Source organism: Streptomyces glaucescens (genome assembly GCF_002154375.1).
Lineage (GTDB): Bacteria > Actinomycetota > Actinomycetes > Streptomycetales > Streptomycetaceae > Streptomyces > Streptomyces glaucescens.
In genome coordinates, this window is the sequence record NZ_MUND01000023.1 from 1 (window position 1) to 14,069 (window position 14,069).

The 14,069-nt window shown below is 71.4% G+C and carries 13 protein-coding genes and 1 riboswitch; of the genes, 1 reads left to right on the plus strand and 12 read right to left on the minus strand.

The window, feature by feature from the left end; translation table 11 throughout:
- Positions 1-39: 39 nt before the first annotated feature.
- The 4 genes from CCN42_RS01705 to CCN42_RS01720 form a co-directional block, all read right to left on the minus strand.
- On the minus strand, positions 40-825 hold the full coding sequence (locus tag CCN42_RS01705; protein ID WP_086732734.1) for an SGNH/GDSL hydrolase family protein: 786 nt from the start codon (positions 823-825) through the stop codon (positions 40-42).
- 126 nt (positions 826-951) lie between these two features.
- Positions 952-1,659 (minus strand): DUF6250 domain-containing protein, encoded by a 708-nt coding sequence (locus CCN42_RS01710; RefSeq protein WP_086732735.1) that lies wholly within the window; start codon positions 1,657-1,659, stop codon positions 952-954.
- Between the two features lie 269 nt (positions 1,660-1,928).
- On the minus strand, positions 1,929-2,909 hold the full coding sequence (locus CCN42_RS01715; RefSeq protein WP_086732736.1) for a M23 family metallopeptidase: 981 nt from the start codon (positions 2,907-2,909) through the stop codon (positions 1,929-1,931).
- A 4-nt stretch (positions 2,910-2,913) separates the two neighbouring features.
- Positions 2,914-3,080, minus strand: a riboswitch (cyclic di-AMP (ydaO/yuaA leader).
- Positions 3,081-3,379: 299 nt separating this feature from the next.
- Positions 3,380-5,461 (minus strand): alpha-galactosidase, encoded by a 2,082-nt coding sequence (locus CCN42_RS01720; protein WP_086732752.1) that lies wholly within the window; start codon positions 5,459-5,461, stop codon positions 3,380-3,382.
- 205 nt (positions 5,462-5,666) lie between these two features.
- Here CCN42_RS01720 and CCN42_RS01725 point away from each other — a divergent pair, with 205 nt between their 5' ends.
- Complete coding sequence (locus CCN42_RS01725) at positions 5,667-6,464, plus strand: tyrosine-protein phosphatase (RefSeq protein WP_086732753.1); 798 nt, start codon at positions 5,667-5,669, stop codon at positions 6,462-6,464.
- A gap of 34 nt (positions 6,465-6,498) precedes the next feature.
- Here CCN42_RS01725 and CCN42_RS01730 read toward each other — a convergent pair whose 3' ends face one another.
- The 8 genes from CCN42_RS01730 to shc all read right to left on the minus strand — a co-directional run.
- Positions 6,499-6,618: a DUF6126 family protein gene (locus CCN42_RS01730; RefSeq protein WP_086732737.1), complete on the minus strand. Its 120-nt coding sequence runs from the start codon at positions 6,616-6,618 to the stop codon at positions 6,499-6,501.
- On the minus strand, positions 6,615-7,247 hold the full coding sequence (locus CCN42_RS01735) for a helix-turn-helix domain-containing protein (protein WP_086732738.1): 633 nt from the start codon (positions 7,245-7,247) through the stop codon (positions 6,615-6,617). Before CCN42_RS01735 ends, CCN42_RS01730 begins: the two co-directional genes overlap by 4 nt.
- Before the next feature lie 105 nt (positions 7,248-7,352).
- The gene (locus tag CCN42_RS01740) at positions 7,353-8,780 is read right to left on the minus strand and encodes an aspartate aminotransferase family protein (protein WP_086732739.1); all 1,428 of its coding nucleotides are present in this window, start codon (positions 8,778-8,780) and stop codon (positions 7,353-7,355) included.
- Positions 8,777-10,231: a 1-deoxy-D-xylulose-5-phosphate synthase N-terminal domain-containing protein gene (locus tag CCN42_RS01745; protein WP_086732740.1), complete on the minus strand. Its 1,455-nt coding sequence runs from the start codon at positions 10,229-10,231 to the stop codon at positions 8,777-8,779. Before CCN42_RS01745 ends, CCN42_RS01740 begins: the two co-directional genes overlap by 4 nt.
- 27 nt (positions 10,232-10,258) lie before the next feature.
- The gene (ispG, locus tag CCN42_RS01750) at positions 10,259-11,416 is read right to left on the minus strand and encodes a flavodoxin-dependent (E)-4-hydroxy-3-methylbut-2-enyl-diphosphate synthase (RefSeq protein ID WP_086732741.1); all 1,158 of its coding nucleotides are present in this window, start codon (positions 11,414-11,416) and stop codon (positions 10,259-10,261) included.
- A gap of 4 nt (positions 11,417-11,420) precedes the next feature.
- Complete coding sequence (gene hpnH / locus CCN42_RS01755) at positions 11,421-12,443, minus strand: adenosyl-hopene transferase HpnH (protein ID WP_086732742.1); 1,023 nt, start codon at positions 12,441-12,443, stop codon at positions 11,421-11,423.
- Between the two features lie 5 nt (positions 12,444-12,448).
- Positions 12,449-13,090: a phosphorylase family protein gene (locus CCN42_RS01760; protein ID WP_086732743.1), complete on the minus strand. Its 642-nt coding sequence runs from the start codon at positions 13,088-13,090 to the stop codon at positions 12,449-12,451.
- The coding region (shc, locus tag CCN42_RS44090; protein WP_245877101.1) for a squalene--hopene cyclase at positions 13,087-14,069 on the minus strand (983 nt) is incomplete at its 5' end. The genes shc and CCN42_RS01760, both read right to left, overlap by 4 nt.

Below are 14,069 nucleotides of genomic sequence, written 5' to 3' on the forward strand. Positions count from 1 at the left end.
CGTCGGCAGGGTCAGAGGTGTATAGGAGGCAGCTCCGGTTCACGCCACCGCCGCGATCCGGCTCTTGATGTCGTCCGGCGACAGGGTGCCCTTGGCGGTGATGTGGTCTCCGGAGGACTCGCCGCGCAGGCGGCGGCCGATCCACGGCACCAGGTACTCACGCGCCCACTGCACGTCGTCCCGCCGCACGTCCAGGGTGCCGCGCGGCGGCAGCGGCGGCCAGGGCTGCTCCGGGTCGGCCGGGACGGGCAGTCCCAGCACCTGGCCCGCGCGCAGTGCCACCCGGGTGTGCCCCTCGGGCGAGAGGTGCAGCCGGTCATAGTCCCAGGCCCGCCGGTCCTGGACCGACTTCAGGGACCACAGGTCCAGCACGGGACATCCGTACCGGTCGGCGACGGCACGGACATGCCCGTTGTACGTCGCGATCTTGCCGCGGAGGTGCTTGAGCAGGGGCACGCGCCGGGTGTCGAACCCGGTGGTGACCATGACCGTCCCCGCGGCGGCGGTCAGCGCGGCGATCGCCCGCTCGAAGCGCTCGGCGACGTCGTCGGGGTCGGTGCCGGGCCGGAGGATGTCGTTGCCGCCGGCGCAGAACGAGACCAGGTCGGGCGCGAGTTCGACGGCCCGCGGCACCTGGTCCGCCACGATCTGGTCGAGCAGCTTCCCGCGCACGGCGAGGTTGGTGTACCGGAAGTCGCCCTCGGGCCGCCGGTCCGCGAGCAGTACCGCGAACCGGTCGGCCCAGCCGACGAACGCCCCGTCGGGGCCGGGGTCGCCGACGCCCTCGGTGAAGCTGTCCCCCACCGCCACGTACGACCCGATCACTGATCTGCTGTCATTCTTCGAATCGTCTGCCACATCGGCTCATGATTCACCTTTGAATGTGACTTACGCGACCGTAGGCAGGGGTTGACGGGCGGTGAGATAAGCCACTCTTCAAGGATTGGTCAACTACGGAATAAGACGCCACACCCGGAAGTCGCTGATGCGGAAATGACTCCACACCGTACGGAAGGCGAAATGCCCTGCGGTGTACGGTTCCGGGTCGGTGTGGTCGAAGACGAGCCGCCCGTTGTTCCACCATCGGACGACCGGTCCCGCGGAGACGATCCGCACCCGGTTCGGCTCGTTGGGCACCAGCAGCGGCTCGGTGCGGTCATGGAGGAGCGGGCGCTCCCCGGCCCGGCCGACGTACCGGCGCAGCCGGGTGGTGGTGTTGGAGTTGGCGCCGTAGCCCACGTAGTACGTCGTGAGGTGGTCGTACTCGGCGAGTGCCCCGCCGCGCGGGGTGGCGAAGAGGTCGCCCGGGGAGCGGACGTCGGTGGCGTTCCAGAAGTTGTTGAGGTCCGAGACGCGGTCGTTGGCGCCGCCCGCCGAGACCGGCGTGGCGGTGTACTCCAGGACGTACGGTCCGTGCAGCCGCTGCTTGAACCAGACCGTGGCCCCGCCGGGCACGTCGATCTCCAGCACTCCGCGGGAGGCTCTGACGGTGCCGCCGTCCTGCAGTTCGGTGGCCCACCGGCCGAGGCCGTGGCGGAAGTCGTCGCGGGCGATGAGGCGGCCGTGGCGGGGCGCGGCCTGCGCTGCTCCGGCCGGGGCGAGGGCGGCCAGTGCGGCACCGGCGGCCAGTGCTCCGAACGCTCTGCGCGTGGTCGTCACGGGATGCGGCTCCTTCGGGGTGCGGGGCGGTGCGCCGCCGCACGAGACGGGGAAAGCGCTTGCTGCCTGACGGGGATCACTGTCTCCCCACCACCCTCGCGCTGTCCACGCCCCCGGCGCCTCCGCCATACGACCGCAATGAAATGAAACGAGCCGTGCGCCCGAGGACCCGTGCGGCCCGCACACGGCGAAAGGCCGGACCCGGGAATCGGGTCCGGCCTTTCGCCGGCGCGTGCGCCGGGGTCAGGAACCGGCGCGGCGCGGTGGCGTCAGAGGGAGACGCCCTTCGCACGGAGGTACCCGACCGGGTCCACGTCCGAGCCGTAGTCCGGGGTCGTGCGGATCTCGAAATGCAGGTGCGGGCCGGTCGAGTTGCCGGTCGAGCCGGAGAGCCCGACCTGCTGCCCGGCGGTCACGGACTGGCCGGCCGACACGGAGAGCGAGGACAGGTGGGCGTACTGGGCGTAGTAGCCGTCGGCGAGCTTGATGACGACCTGGTTGCCGTAGGCGCCGGCCCAGCCGGCCGAGACGACGGTGCCCGCACCGACGGCCTTGAGCGAGGTGCCGGTCGGGACGACGAAGTCGACACCCGTGTGGTACCCGCTGGACCACATGCTGCCCGCCACCTTGTAGGCGGTGCCGACACCGGCGCCGGACACGGGAGCGGTGTGACCGCTCGCGGCGGTCGCCGCCTGGGCGGACGCGGCGGACTGCGAGGACGGCGACTCCGAGGAACCCGACGACTGCGCGGAGCCGGAGGACTGCGCGGAGCCGGAGGACTTCTGCGACGACTTCTGCGCGGACTGCGACGGCTGCGACTGCGACGGCTCGGCGGCCTCGGAGGACGAGGACTTCGGCGCGGCCGCGGTGGCCTTCTCGCCGATCGACAGCTTGAGACCGGGGTGGATCAGCGAGGGGTCCTCGCCGACGACGGTCCGGTTGTCCTCGTAGAGCCGCTGCCAGCCACCGTCGACGTGCTGCTCGTCGGCGATCTTCGACAGGTAGTCGCCGGACTTCACGGTGTACGTGCGGGCACCGGAGTTCTTTCCGGCGGCCTTCTGCTCCGCCGTCTTCTGCACGGAGGCGACCGACTGGACGGCCTTTTCCGGCGCGGACTGCGGGGTGGCCGCCTGGGCGCTCGCGGCACCCATCAGGGGCAGCGCGAGTGCGGCGCCACCGGTACCGGCGACAGCGATGGAACGAGTGAAGCGCAGGGTCTTCGGACGGCGGTGCTTACCCTTGGCGGGCATGACGAATTCCTCTCCGGCGCCTGCGAGGTGAGCTGTCGGGTGCGGACTGGAGATGTCCGGCCGCGCCGAGGCGCGACTTGACCCCAAGCCTGTTCCGGAGACCGGAACAGGCGGTTGTACCTGTGGGTCCCCCGCTCCTGCCGTACACGGGTGAGTTAGCGCGGGCACCGGGCGGCGGCAGGATTAGGCGTCCGCCCGGATCGGACTGGAACGTAAGCGACCAGGACGCACAAGGACAAGCGAATGGTTGCCCGGAAATGCGCCACAAGGCCGCCCATCACGGAATCGGCGGTCACCCTCCGTCGATGACGGAAGCCCTCTTTTCGGCAAACACCCTTGTGGCGGGCCTCAATTACGTGGACATGACGGACAACCCACCGTCACAGGTATGAGCCTCCTCACGTGACACCGCTCCAGAGGCCTTTCTTCCAGAGCGAGTTACACGGAAGCCCTCAATTCGGACAGACAGCTCAGATGCGACGGAGGCGGAGAACCGTTGCATCCAGGTCACCCCGCAAGGCGAGCCGCAGTCCGTGATGCAGCAATACGGCCCCTCGATGCACTTCGCCCGTTTCGCGGCATTCATACGATGCTGTCGGGTCGAGCCCACGCAGCCGCAGGGCCGGGACCGGCTCGCCGTGGTGCTGCGCCTGGAGCCAGGCCAGGACGACCACCTCACCCCCGAGGACGTACTGGACGGCACTCAGCCCGCCCCGCGGGGGCCGCAGGCGGTACAGGTCCCCGCGCTGCACCAGTGGCCGGATCTCCTTGTAGAGGGCCACCCAGCCCCGGGCCTCGGCCAGCTCCTCCTCGGTCCACCGGGTGAGGTCGCCGCCGATGCCGAGCACCCCGGCCATCGCGCTGACGAAACGGAAGCGCAGCGAGCTGACCCGGCCGTTGAGCATGGTGTTGGGGCTGTCGGTGACCCAGGCGGCCATCACCCGCGCGGGATGGATCTGGCTGAAGCCGTGCTGGATGGCCAGCCGGTCCAGCGGATCGGTGTTGTCGGAGGTCCATACCTGGTCGGTACGGCCCAGCACCCCGAGGTCGATCCGGCCCCCGCCGCCCGAGCAGGACTCGAAGGCCACCCCGGGATGGGCGGCGCGCAGGCGGTCCAGCAGGGCGTACAGCGCCCGCACGTGGTCGGCCCACAGGCGCTGCGGATAGGGCTCGCCGGGCCAGCCCGCGTCGGTGAAGCAGCGGTTGAAGTCCCACTTCACGTAGTCGACGGGGGCGCTGGAGAGCAGGGTGTGCAGCTGCTCCCACAGATACTCCTGGACATCCTCCCGGGCCAGGTTCAGTACGAGCTGATTGCGGAACTCCGTCCGCTTTCGCCCCTTCTGGTACTGCACCCAGTCGGGGTGGGCCCGGTACAGCTCGCTGTCCGGATTGACCATCTCGGGCTCGACCCAGATCCCGAACCGCATCCCGAGAGCGTGCACCTCGTCGGCGAGCGGACCGAGGCCGGCCGGGAAGCGGTCCGGGTTGGGCCGCCAGTCGCCGAGGCCCGCGTGGTCCCCGGTACGCGCGCCGAACCAGCCGTCGTCGACGACGAACAGCTCCACCCCGAGGTCCGCGGCCCGCCGGGCGAGCGCCCGCTGCTGCTCCTCGGAGATGTCGAAGCCGGTGGCCTCCCATGAGTTGAACAGCACCGGCCGGTCCCGGCCGGCGTCGGGGATGACGTACGCGCGCTGGTAGGCGTGCCAGGCCCGGCTGGCGCCGCCGAAGCCGCGGTCGCTCCACAGGCCGGCGAAGACCGGCGTGGTGAAGGACTCCCCCGCCGCCAGCCGGGCCAGCCCCGAGTCGTCGTGTCCGGCGCCACCGGTGATCTGCACGCGCGCGTCCGGCAGTTGGGCCACGGCGATCCGCCAGGATCCGGACCAGCCGAGCGCGCAGCCGTAGACCTCGCCGTGCTCCTCGGTGGCGTCGGTGTCCAGCGCGACCCAGGGCAGGTGCTGGTGCCCGGTGTGGCCGCGGCGGCTGCCGACGACCTTCTCGCCGTAGGTGAGGGGCGCCGCCGTCAGCCGGGACTCCGCGGCCCATCTGCCGTGCAGCTGGGACAGCCGCCAGCCGTCGCGTTCGGGCAGTGTCCAGGTGGCGGAGTCGGCGCGCAGCAGCTCCACCGCGGGCCCCTCGTTGCGCAGGGTCACCCAGCGCTCGACGACGTCGTCCCGCATCCGGTAGTGCAGGGTGATCGTCAGTCCCGCGTCCCGGAAGCGCAGCCGCAGCTCGTCGGCCTCCTCCCCGCTCCCGGTCTCGTACGCCTCGAAGGCCCACTCGGTGCCGCGGCGCTCCTCGGTGCGCACCGACAGGGCGGGCCGGGCGAACCGGGGGCCGCCCTCGACCGGATACTCCTCGCGGCCGTCGAGGGCGGACTCGAAGGGCCAGTGGCCGGGCAGCGGCAGGGCGGCGAGCGCTTCGGCGTCGGCGAGCGAGATCCGCGGGCCCCAGTGCAGATGCAGCAGCTCGTCGTCCTCGGTGAGGTGGACCGCGTAACTGCTCCTCGGCCCCGACAGCAGCCACGTGCGTCCGTCCCCGGTGGTGTCCAGCATCATGCCCCCACAGATCCCGACAGGTTCACCCAAGCCCCGACATCATCGAGGCGGGGGGCGCTCGTCGGCAACGCCTGTGGACAACGCGCTCCAGCTCGGGTATGCCGCCTGTGGACAACTTCATTGCCTCAGGAATCCATGTCGTATGGTCGAAGGCGTGCCCGTCGACGAGCAGCGCCGACGGGGCCGACTGGGAGGAGCCCACGTGACGCAGCAGGTCCCGTCGACCGAGCCCGAACTGGCCGGAGTGCGCAACTTCCGTGACGTGGGCGGCCTGCCGACCGTCGACGGACGCCGGGTGCGGTACGGCGTGCTCTACCGCAGCGGCCACCTCGCGCACGCGACCGCCGAGGACGCGGCGTTCCTCTCCTCCCTGGGCCTGCACACGATCTTCGACTTCCGCAACGCGGCGGACCAGAAGCTGGAGGGTCCGGACGTCGAGCTGCCGGGCGTGCGCAACGTGAACCTGCCGCTGAGCGACCCGGCCGACGGCGCCGAGTTCTGGAAGATGGTGCGCGACGGCGACCTCGACCAGCTGCGCGAGATCCTCGCGGACGGCAAGGCGGCGGCCCGGATGGTCGCCTCCTACCGGATGATCATCAAGGAGCGCACCGCCGAACACTCCCGGGTGCTGCACGCCCTCGCCGAGGACAGCGTGCCCGCCCTGATGCACTGCGCGGCGGGCAAGGACCGGGCGGGCCTGTCGGTGGCGGTGACCCTGCTCGCCCTGGGGGTCGAGCGCGAGGCGATCGTCGCGGACTACCTGGAGTCCAACGCCAAGCACCGTCGCTACAAGGTCCACCGCAGCAGCAGCTCCGCCTCGGCCTACTCCCCCGAGGTGATGGAGCTGCTGAGCCCGCTCTTCGACGCGCGCGCCGAGTATCTGTCGGCGGCGTTCGAGACCATCGAGGAGGCCTGGGGCGACGTCGACACCTACCTGGAGCAGGGCCTGAAGGTCACCCCGCAGACCCGGGAGCGGCTGCGCGAGCGGCTGCTCGACTGAGTCGCCGGCGCGGACGCCCGTCGGCGCCGGGGCCTCACTTCCCGCCGAGGGCGAACAGCAGGTAGAGGAAGGCGGCGAAGGCGTGGCCCGCCACGACGTAGATGAACAGCCGCACCCAGATCTGGCGGTCGAACTTCTGCTGCATGCGGCTCATGGCGTCTCTCCGGTGACATGGGTGGCGGGGCCGAGGCACAGCGCGGCCGTGGGACTCTGCAAGAGGGTGTGGACGAAGAGCAGGTCGACCCCGTCCGGGTCCTCCGCGGCGATGCGGTGCGGGGTCAGTGAGTCGAAGTGCGCGCTGTCGCCCGGGGCGAGCCGGTGCGCGGTGTCCCCGAGGCGCAGCCGCAGCCGCCCCTCGAGGACGTACAGCCACTCCTCGCCGGGGTGCACCCGCACGATGTCGCCCTGGGAGCCGTGAGGCACATGGACGCGCAGCGCCTGCATACCGCGTCCGGGCGCGCCGGCCTGCCAGTACGTCCAGCCGCCGGCCATGGTCGGTTCCATCTCGGCGGCGCGCACGACGGCGTCCCGGCCGGCGACCGTCTCGCCGAGCAGTTCCGAGACGGTCGTACCGTAGACCCGGGCGAGAGCGAGCAGCATGGGCAGCGACGGCTGCCGCTGCCCGGTCTCCAGCCGGGAGAGGTGGGCGGGCGAAAGACCGGCCGCGCGGGCCGCCGACTCCAGGGTCAGGGAGGCCCGGCGGCGCAGTGACCGCAGCTGCGGGGCCACGGTGGACAGGTCACCGGCGGGCTCGGAGCCGGGCTGGACGGCGGGGGAGCTCATGACTCCATTGAGCCGGAGCCTTGCCCTATAGGCAAATTTCTTGCCCGAGAGGCAAAGCCCGTCGCCGCCGCCCCGGCAAAGGCGCCCCGTGGGAGGGGCACCCGGCTACCGGTTGGCAACCGCCTGCTTCATCAGCGTCTTGCCGAAGTCCCACATCAATCCGCTCCCGCTGTGCGCGTCGTCCATCACGGCAGTGAAGGCGGTCACGAACCGGTCCACCTCCCGCTCCCCGATGATCAGCGGCGGGATCAGCTTGATCACCTCCAGATGGTCGCCCGAGACCTGGGTGAGGATCCGGTGCCGCTGGAGCAGCGGGACGACCACCATCTGCGCGAACAGGCCCTTGCGGGCCGTCTGGAGCATGGTCCACTGGCCGCGTAGCTTCAGCGACCGGGGCCGGCCGAACTCGATGCCGATCATCAGCCCCCGGCCGCGTACGTCGGCGAGCAGCTCGTACCGGTCGATCAGCGCGGTGAGCCGGGACTTGAGCAGTTCACCGGTGGCGCGGACGCCCGCGACGATCTGCTCGCTCTCCATGACCGACAGCACGGCCAGGCCCGCCGCCATGGCCTGCGCGTTGGACCCGAAGCTCGCCGAGTGGACCAGCACCCGGTCCATCGACGCGTACACCTTCTTGAAGATCCAGTCCCGGCCCAGGGTGGCGCCCACCGGAACATAGCCGCCCGAGAGTGCCTTGGCCACGCACACCAGGTCCGGCTCGACGCCCTCCTCGTGCTGGTAGGCGTAGAAGTCGCCGGTGCGGCCCAGTCCGGTCTGCACCTCGTCGGCGATGAGCAGGGCCTTGTGCCGGCGCAGCAGTTCCTGGGCGGCCCGCAGATAGCCGGGGGGTGCTTCGTGCACGCCCTTGCCCTGGATCGGCTCCACGATGAGCGCGGCGACGTCACCCCGCTTCAGCTCCCGGGCGAGCGCGTCGAGGTCCCCGAGCGGGACGGCCGTGTCCGGCAGCAGCGGGGCGAAGCCGTCGCGGAAGCCGGACTCCCCGTTCACCGACAGCGAGCCGGTGGTCAGCCCGTGGAAGGCGTGCGCGCAGTAGAGGACCCTCGGCCGGCCGGTGACGTACCGGGCGAACTTCAGCGCGGTCTCGACGGCCTCCGTGCCGCTGTTGCCGAAGAACAGCCGGTCCAGGTGGGGGCTGTGGGCGAGCAGCCGCTCGGCCAGCAGCCCGGGCAGGGGCTGGCAGTCGAAGCGGGTGAGGTCGGCGAGGTCCGCGTCGAGGACGTCGTGCAGCGCCTTGCGGACGACGGGGTGGTGGCGGCCGAGGCCCATCACCCCGAACCCGGCGAGCATGTCCAGGTAGTCGTCGCCGTCCGCGTCCCAGAAGTACGCGCCCTCGGCCCGTTCGTAGACCTTGTCGAAGCCGATGGTGTGCAGCATGCGCGGCAGTTGGTGGTTCAGGTACCGGGCGTGCAGCTCGTAGCGCTCGGCGCCGCGCTCGGCCAGGAGCGCGGCCAGGTCGAACGTCCCCGAGGGCGCCGGCTCCGAGGGCTGGGACGCGGATCGCGCGGTGGTCATGCGTGGGTCTCCTTGGACGGTTTCTCTCCGGCGGGGTCCCCGGCCGCGCCCCGCCGCGCGCGCTCCCCGCCCTTGCCGGGTTCCTCCCGTTCCCGCCGCTCCGCCCCCGCGGTCAGGCTCGCGCCGATGCGGCCGGCGATCTCGACCGGGGTCAGCCCGATGTCGGCCAGCACCTCGCCGCGCTTGGCGTGCGGGAGGAACTGTTCGGGGATGCCGAAGCCGCGTACCGGCACGTCCACGTCGGCGTCGCCGAGCGCGAGCGCCACCGCCGCGCCGACCCCGCCCGCACGGCTGTTGTCCTCGACGACGGCGACCAGGCGGTGCCGGGCGGCGAGGCCGGGCAGCTCAGGGTCGACGGGTTTGACCCAGCGGGGGTCGACGACCGTGCAGCCGATGCCGCGTGCCGCCAGCAGCTCCGCCGTCTGGAGGCAGACCGGCGCCATCGCCCCGACGGCGACGAGCAGCACCTCGGCCCCCTCGGAGCGGTGCAGCACGTCGATGCCGCCCACCCGGTCCACGGCGGGAACGGCCGGCCCCACCGACTCCTTCGGGAAGCGCACCAGCGTCGGTACGTCTGCCACGGCGACCGCCTCCCGCAGCTGGGCGCGCAGCTGGTCGGCGTCGCGCGGCGCGGCGATTGCGAGGCCGGGGACGACCTGGAGGACCGACAGGTCCCACATGCCGTTGTGGGACGCGCCGTCGGCGCCGGTCACCCCGGCCCGGTCCAGGACGAAGGTGACCCCGCAGCGGTGCAGCGCGACGGAGCCCTTCTTGGCGCCGTGCAGTGCCTCGTACAGTGGACGCCCCACGACGGGGGTGCGCAGCAGGACGTCCTTGCCCCAGGCCAGCGTCTTCTCGTAGCCGTCGGTGGTGCGCAGCGTGGCGAGGTGGTCGGCGAGGCCGCCGATGGTCGGGGCGTAGGAGCGCTCGTTGTCGTTGACGACGATGATCAGCGGGCGGTCCTTGGCCGCGGCGATGTTGTTCAGTGCCTCCCATGCCATGCCGCCGGTGAGCGCACCGTCACCGACAACCGCGACGACATGGCCCTGCTCGCCCCGCGCCCGGCGGGCCTTGGCGAGGCCGTCGGCCCAGCCGAGGGCGGTGGAGGCCTGGCTGTTCTCGATGACGTCGTGCTCGGACTCCTCGCGGGAGGGGTAGCCGGACAGGCCGCCCTTGCCGCGCAGCTTGGAGAGGTCCTGACGCCCGGTCAGCAGCTTGTGGACATAGCTTTGGTGGCCGGTGTCCCACAGGATGCGGTCGACCGGGGAGTCGAAGACCCGGTGCAGGGCGATGGTCAGCTCCACCACGCCCAGGTTGGGCCCGGGATGGCCGCCGGTCCTGGCCACCGCGTGCACCAGGAAGTGTCTGATCTCGTCGGACAGTTCGCGCAGGCGCGCCGCGGACAGCGCCTTCAGGTCGCGTGGTCCCCGGACGGTCTCCAGAATCGTCACGCTCGGCCCCCTTCGGTCCGTGCTGGGTCAGCTCACGGTGACGGCCGGCTCCCCCGACGCGACGCCGTCCTGTTCCATCCGCTCGGCGATCTTCATCGCTTGCTCGACGAGGGTCTCCACGATCTTCGACTCGGGGACGGTCATGATGACCTCGCCCTTGACGAAGATCTGCCCCTTGCCGTTGCCGGAGGCGACGCCCAGGTCCGCCTCGCGGGCCTCGCCGGGTCCGTTCACCACGCACCCCATGACGGCCACCCGCAGGGGCACCCGCATGCCCTCCAGCCCGGCGGTGACCTCGTCGGCGAGCTTGTAGACGTCGACCTGGGCGCGCCCGCAGGACGGGCAGGAGACGATCTCCAGCCGCCGCTGCCGCAGGCCGAGGGACTCCAGGATCTGGATGCCGACCTTGACCTCCTCGGCGGGCGGGGCGCTCAGGGACACCCGGATCGTGTCGCCGATGCCCTCCGAGAGCAGGGCGCCGAAGGCGACGGCCGACTTGACGGTGCCCTGGAAGGCGGGCCCGGCCTCGGTGACGCCGAGGTGCAGCGGGTAGTCGCACTGCGCGGCGAGCTGCCGGTACGCCTCGATCATGACGACCGGGTCGTTGTGCTTGACCGAGATCTTGATGTCCCGGAAGTCGTGCTCCTCGAAGAGGGACGCCTCCCACAGGGCGGACTCGACCAGGGCCTCGGGGGTGGCCTTGCCGTACTTCTGGAGCAGGCGCGCGTCGAGCGAGCCGGCGTTGACGCCGATCCGGATGGGCGTGCCGTGCTCCCTGGCGGCGAGCGCGATCTCCTTGATCCGGTCGTCGAACTGCTTGATGTTCCCGGGGTTGACGCGGACGGCGGCGCAGCCGGCCTCGATCGCGGCGAAGACGTACTTCGGCTGGAAGTGGATGTCGGCGACGACCGGGATCTGCGACTTCCTCGCGATGACCGGCAGGGCGTCGGCGTCGTCCTGCGTGGGGCAGGCGACGCGGACGATCTGGCAGCCGGACGCGGTCAGCTCGGCGATCTGCTGGAGGGTGGCACTGATGTCCGACGTACGGGTCGTCGTCATCGACTGCACGGACACGGGCGTCCCGCCTCCGACCGGCACCGGCCCGACGTCGATCCGCCGCGACGGGCGCCGCTCGGCGACCGGCCGGGCCGGCATCCCGGGGATGCCCAGGGGAACGGCGGTCATGACGTCACTCCCGGTTTCCGGAGACCGTCTCGCGCATGGCCCGCAGGGACTCCTTGAGGGACCCCATGGTGGCGAGGACGGCGGTGGGCTCGTAGCCGCAGTGGGCCATGCAGTTGGCGCACCGGGGGTCCTTCCCGCGGCCGTACTGGTCCCAGTCGGTCTCCTCGATCAGCTCGCGGTAGGTCGGCACATAGCCGTCGCTCATCAGATAGCAGGGGCGCTGCCAGCCGAAGAGCGAGTAGTTGGGGATCGCCCACGCGGTGCACGGGAAGTCGACCTTGCCCTCCAGGAAGTCCAGGAAGAGCGGCGAGTGGTTGAGCCGCCAGCGGCGCCGGTTGCCGCCCGCGAAGGCCTTCTTGAACAGCTCGCGGGTCTGCTCCACGCCGAGGAAGTGCTCCTGGTCGGGGGCCTTCTCGTAGGCGTAGGCCGGCGAGATCATCATCTCGTCGACCTGGAGGTCGTCGTTGAGGAAGTTCAGCACCTCCACGACGGTCTGCGGGGTGTCGGTGTTGAAGAAGGTCGAATTCGTGGTCACCCGGAAACCGCGCCGCTTGGCCTCCTTGATCGCCTCCACCGCCTCGTCGAAGACGCCCTCCTTGGCGACGGACTCGTCGTGCCGCTCACGCAGCCCGTCGATGTGCACGGCGAAGGCGAAATAGGGGGAGGGGGTGAATCTGTCCATCTTCTTGCGCAGCAGCATGGCATTGGTGCAGAGGAAGACGTATTTCCGTCTGGCCACCAGCTGGCGCACGATCTCGTCGATCTGAGGGTGCATCAGCGGCTCGCCGCCGGCGATGGACACCATCGGCGCACCGGACTCGAGCACCGCTCCCACGGCCTGCGCGACGGGCATGCGCTGCTTGAGGACCCCCGCCGGGTGCTGGATCTTTCCGCAGCCCTCGCACTTCAGATTGCAGGCGAAGAGCGGCTCCAGTTCGACGATGAGCGGGAACTTGTCGCGCCGGCGGAGCTTTTGTTCAGCCAAGTATGTAGCGACCTTGATGGACTGGCGCAGCGGCATGGCCATCGGGCTCACCTCCTGGGGAGCAGCACATTGCGGTGCCATTCAAAGAAAGCGGGAAGGACGGAACGTAGGACGCGGAAAGCCGATATTCCACCGCGCACCGTACCGATCCGGACGAGTTCATGTTCTGGAGCGTCCACGACCACCCGGACGGCCGCAACCGGGCGCTCACCCGCGCGCACCGCGCTCAGGAGCGTGGCCGCCGATTCCATGTCCACCGCGATGGCGCCGGTGGCCAGCAGGTCGGCGCGTTCCGGCCCGCGGACCACGTGGTCGGAGCCGGTGACCGGGCCGGTGTGGACGGTACGGCCGGGTGCGGCGCGCAGCAGTTCCTCGACGAGCAGGTCGGTGCCCACGCACGGTGTGCCGCCGCGCGGCTCCCGGGTCTCCTCGGCGACGACCAGGTCGCCGGGGTGCATCCCGGGGGCGAGCCCCGCGCAGAAGCCGGTGGCGAGCACGGCGGCGCCGGCCAGCGCCGGGTCGGCCAGGACCCGGGCGACCGAGCGCTCGGCCGCCTTCGGGCCCATCCCGGTGCGCAGCACGGTGACGGGCCCGCCGGCGCCGCTCCTGTCCCCCAGCCGCAGGGCCAGGTGCTCGATGTCGAGCGCGCAGGCGATCAGCAGCGGTGCCGGGGCGGACGGTACGGTCATCGGCTCCCCTTGGCCTCGGCGAGCAGCCTGCCCGGCCGCTTGCCGGAGAACGGCTCGCCGTGCAGGTACCGGCCGAGTGCGGTGAGCGGGAAGACCTGACGGTAGAGGTGGTAGTTGATGGAGAAGTCCCAGGGGAAGCCGGTGCCGGTGAAGTACGGCTCGTCCCAGGAGCCGTCCTCCCGCTGGGTCGCGACCAGCCAGGCGACACCGCGCTCGACGGCCCGGGAGTCCTGCTTCCCCGCCGCCAGCAGGGCCATCAGCGCCCATGCCGTCTGCGAGGCGGTCGAGGCGCCCCGGCCGCCCCATTCCTTGGCGTGCCGGTACGAGCGCAGGTCCTCGCCCCAGCCGCCGTCGTCGTTCTGCACCGACTCCAGCCAGGCCACGGCCCGCCGGATCGCCGGGTGTGCGGCCGGGAGTCCGGCGGCGACGAGGGCGGGGACCACCGACCCGGTGCCGTAGACGTAGTTGACGCCCCACCGTCCGAACCACGAGCCGTCCGGCTCCTGTTCGGCGAGCAGCCACTCGATGCCGCGCCGGGTGCGCGGATCGTGGGCCAGGCCCTCCACGGCCAGCATCTCCACGACGTGCGCGGTGACGTCGGCGGACGGCGGGTCGATGACCTCGCCGAAGTCGCAGAAGGGCAGCCGGTTGGGGAAGCGGCTGGTGTTGTCGACGTCGAAGGCGCCCCAGGCGCCGTTCCTCGACTGCATGCCGAGTGTCCAGCGCACCCCGCGCCCGATCGCCCGTTCCACCCGGGCCGGTTCGGGGTGCCGGACCCGGCGCAGGGCGAGGACCACTTCGGCGGTGTCGTCGATGTCGGGGTAGTTGTCGTTGTGGAACTCGAACGCCCAGCCGCCCGGCGGCAGTTCGGGGCGTCTCACGGCCCAGTCGCCGCGCCGGACGACCTCCTCGCCCAGCATCCAGTCGACGGCCCTCACCAGCCGCGGATGGTCGGCGGGGAGTCCGGCGTCGACCAGGG

Coding starts and splice junctions, on each gene's coding strand:
- hpnH (WP_086732742.1), bottom strand. CDS start 12,443: ATGGCCATGCCGCTGCGCCAGTCCATCAAGGTCGCTACATACTTGGCT.
- CCN42_RS01740 (WP_086732739.1), bottom strand. CDS start 8,780: ATGACCACCGCGCGATCCGCGTCCCAGCCCTCGGAGCCGGCGCCCTCG.
- CCN42_RS01735 (WP_086732738.1), bottom strand. CDS start 7,247: ATGAGCTCCCCCGCCGTCCAGCCCGGCTCCGAGCCCGCCGGTGACCTG.
- CCN42_RS01730 (WP_086732737.1), bottom strand. CDS start 6,618: ATGAGCCGCATGCAGCAGAAGTTCGACCGCCAGATCTGGGTGCGGCTG.
- CCN42_RS01760 (WP_086732743.1), bottom strand. CDS start 13,090: ATGACCGTACCGTCCGCCCCGGCACCGCTGCTGATCGCCTGCGCGCTC.
- ispG (WP_086732741.1), bottom strand. CDS start 11,416: ATGACCGCCGTTCCCCTGGGCATCCCCGGGATGCCGGCCCGGCCGGTC.
- CCN42_RS01720 (WP_086732752.1), bottom strand. CDS start 5,461: ATGCTGGACACCACCGGGGACGGACGCACGTGGCTGCTGTCGGGGCCG.
- CCN42_RS01715 (WP_086732736.1), bottom strand. CDS start 2,909: ATGCCCGCCAAGGGTAAGCACCGCCGTCCGAAGACCCTGCGCTTCACT.